Source organism: Bacillus sp. 7884-1, assembly GCF_002272245.1.
In the GTDB taxonomy this organism is placed as follows: domain Bacteria; phylum Bacillota; class Bacilli; order Bacillales; family Cytobacillaceae; genus Neobacillus.
In genome coordinates, this window is record NZ_NPDD01000174.1 from 1 (window position 1) to 2,990 (window position 2,990).

Annotated in this window: 1 protein-coding gene and 2 pseudogenes; 1 reads left to right on the top strand and 2 read right to left on the bottom strand. The window is 37.7% G+C overall.

Annotated elements, in window-relative coordinates; all coding sequences use genetic code 11:
• Nucleotides 1-89: 89 nt before the first annotated feature.
• On the top strand, nt 90-638 hold the full coding sequence (locus tag CHI06_RS19985; RefSeq protein WP_095250370.1) for a hypothetical protein: 549 nt from the start codon (nt 90-92) through the stop codon (nt 636-638).
• Nucleotides 639-798: 160 nt separating this feature from the next.
• Here the strand turns inward: CHI06_RS19985 and CHI06_RS19990 are convergent.
• Nucleotides 799-1,581 (bottom strand): annotated as a pseudogene (locus CHI06_RS19990) (RCC1 domain-containing protein).
• Nucleotides 1,582-2,069: 488 nt separating this feature from the next.
• Nucleotides 2,070-2,210: pseudogene (locus CHI06_RS31220) on the bottom strand (excalibur calcium-binding domain-containing protein); the annotation flags it as partial.
• Nucleotides 2,211-2,990: the final 780 nt, after the last annotated feature.

The following is a 2,990-nucleotide window of genomic DNA, read 5'->3' on the forward strand; positions in this document are numbered from 1 at the left end:
CAAGCGCCTTCCTCTCCAATCAACAGGTTCTTAAATTAAAAACAGTATCCTTTAACACAGCCTAAAAATAAAAGAAATGGTAGGAATTTATGGAAAAGAAAACAGTTGTAGATGAGGATTATAATAAATTTTTACAGTTAATAAAGGACAAAGAGTTATTTATTTCTAAAATTCTTCCAACACATCAACATTTGAAAGCAAAAATGCGAGCTGAAACCTCTATGCATGCTCGAGAGATGGAATCGAAGTACCCAAATTCATTGAAATTTTTAAAATGGCTTGATCAGCAAACTGATTTTAACTTCTATTTGGTTAAAATAGGACAAGATGGCGGCATTAGCTTATTTATATCCAATTTGGAAGCCTTTTTAAATATTGCGCATCGTACAGCGCCTTCTAATCAAGGAATGCAAGACATTATAGGAAATCAGAGAGCTTTTTTGGAGATACAAACTCTCTATTCGTTTAAAAAAGGACAAGGATACAAGATTATGCAAAAGCTTATAAAATTAGCAATAAAAATCAATTATCCTATCTCTTTATATGCAGAGACAGAAAGCAATGTTAGGTACTTTGAACGATATGGCTTTATCAATCATGGAAAGCATGGAGATAATGGTGAATACTTAATGATATAAATGCCCTAAGCAGTGACCGGGGGGACGGTTCTGATGGTCCTTTTTGCATTTAGTATTATAAGGTTTGCCAGTGGATAGGGTTTAACCTTGGAGAACATTAAATTCAACAAAAATGTATCTTTTCCTTTGGATTATTAAAAAATGTAGGAATTTCAGGGATTTAATTGCCGGGCAGTTGGATGCCCCTCCAGCTGCTTACATCACATTGGCCATATTCATTATCACCCACAGCAACCACTGTGCCGTCTGATTTAAGCCCGACAGTGTGGGCACAACCTGCCGCAATCGCCACAATATCACGCCAATCCCCTACATTACATTGGCCATACTCATTCCAACCCACAGCTATCACCGTACCGTCAGATTTAAGACCGATGGTATGAAGATAACCCGCTTCAATCGCCACAATATTGGACCAGCCGCTTACATTGCATTGGGGATATCGATTATTCCCCACAGCAATCACCGTACCATCCAATTTAAGACCGATGGTATGCCAGTCACCCGCAGCGACCGCCACAATATCCTGCTAGCTGCTTACATTGCATTCACCATCATTATTTCGTCCAACTGTTACTCCTGTGCCATTCGATTTAAGCCCAATGGAACGAGCCCAGCCCGTCGCAATCGCTACAATATCGCGCCAGTCGTTTACATCGCATTGGCTGTGCTTATTCCACCCCACTGCCGCCACAATCATTTCAGATCTAAGACCGATGGTATGAGCATTACCCGTGTTCTTCGCCATATGAACATTACCAGCTGCGACCGCCACAATATCGCACCAGCCGCTTACATCACATTGGCCAAATTTATTATCGCCCACAGCAACCACCGTACTGTCAGATTTAAGCCCAACGGTATGTCGACGACCCGCCGCTATGGTTTCTTTTCGCTTTTGTTTCACCTTTAACAACGTCTCTTTCGGTGGAATAAAATCCATTGTTTTACCTCCATGAATAAAATCATTCCTTTAATTAATTATCTGACGAGTATATGTAACATTAAGGTCGCTCCGTAAATCTAAGCAACGATATGGTTATGTGATAAATAAACCTAATCTAGTTGTCCTTTTGCGTATTAACTTTTCCTGAACCACTCCTCTTATCCAATCGTATTCCTAAGTTCAATAGAAAACGTTAACAAAGATATTCGTATAGCAAATTGTCTACTTCTGTAAAATATTGGACTATATTTCCATTATTCCGAAAGAAAAGTAGATTCCTATCAACTATTATTAAAGTTCAATAATCCTGATTTATTCCTTCTACCTTTCTAGCACTTACGACTCAAATCTACATTCCGATATATCAATTAATCATTCAGTTTAAGAATTGTTTAGGAAATACAAAAAATAATCCCATCTCATCATTTGAGAAGGGATCATTCATAATTCAATACCTTAGAAAGGTCTACTAAGTTGATAATACACTATCTTTCACAAGCAAAGTTATCCTTATCTCTATCCATTTTAGATTGATAGGCTGGATGATCTGCAGCTACGCCATCTGGATACTTCTTTCTCAGTTCAGTACAATTGGCAAAGAGCTCTGATCCTCCAGTTGAAGCTGAAACTGCAGCTGCTTCTGCTTCTGCCTTTGCTTTGGCTTCTGCTTCAGCCTTCTCTTTGGCTTCTGCTTCAGCCTTCTCTTTGGCTTCTGCTTCAGCCTTCGCTTTGGTTTCTGCTTCTGCCTTTGCTTTGGTTTCTGCTTCTGCCTTTGCTTTGGCCTCAGAACTCTTTTCCTCATTCTTATCCTCTGCTTTAGATGTATTCGAACTTTCAGATGAACAAGCAACTAAACTAAAAATTAAAAATAAAGCAAGTAACCCTACTAAATACTTTTTCAATTCATTAACCCCCATAATTTTTTTCTCCCCTTGTATAACAATATCATATATTGTAATATTTTTACTTATTTTAGAAAAATTTAGTAATAATTTTTAGCTGTCAGTTCTTCAAGAAAAGTAGTTAAATAAATAGTGTCTTTGCAAAAACATATTACTTAATTAAGATCTACTTAAATTGCCTCTTCATCGATTAGCCTGTTGCTCTCTGTAAAATCCTAGTTGTTAAATCGTAGGGTTCAATCACGGTGTTCTTTGAATGGAAACCATATTTTGCTGAAAGTATGAAGCAATCATCATAATCCTGTTGTCTAATAAAACTTCCTATATCCTATTAGTTGTTGTAAAGAGGCTTGTCCTTTTCATTTTTCCATTTTACATATTGCTCACGCATGCATGCTCCGCAAGGTCTATAACCAGCCGCAATGGCTGTCTCCTCATCAGCAAAAAAAACTCGATATTTTTCATATCCGCCTTTTTTTATTGCACGAATTGCAGCGTGACAAT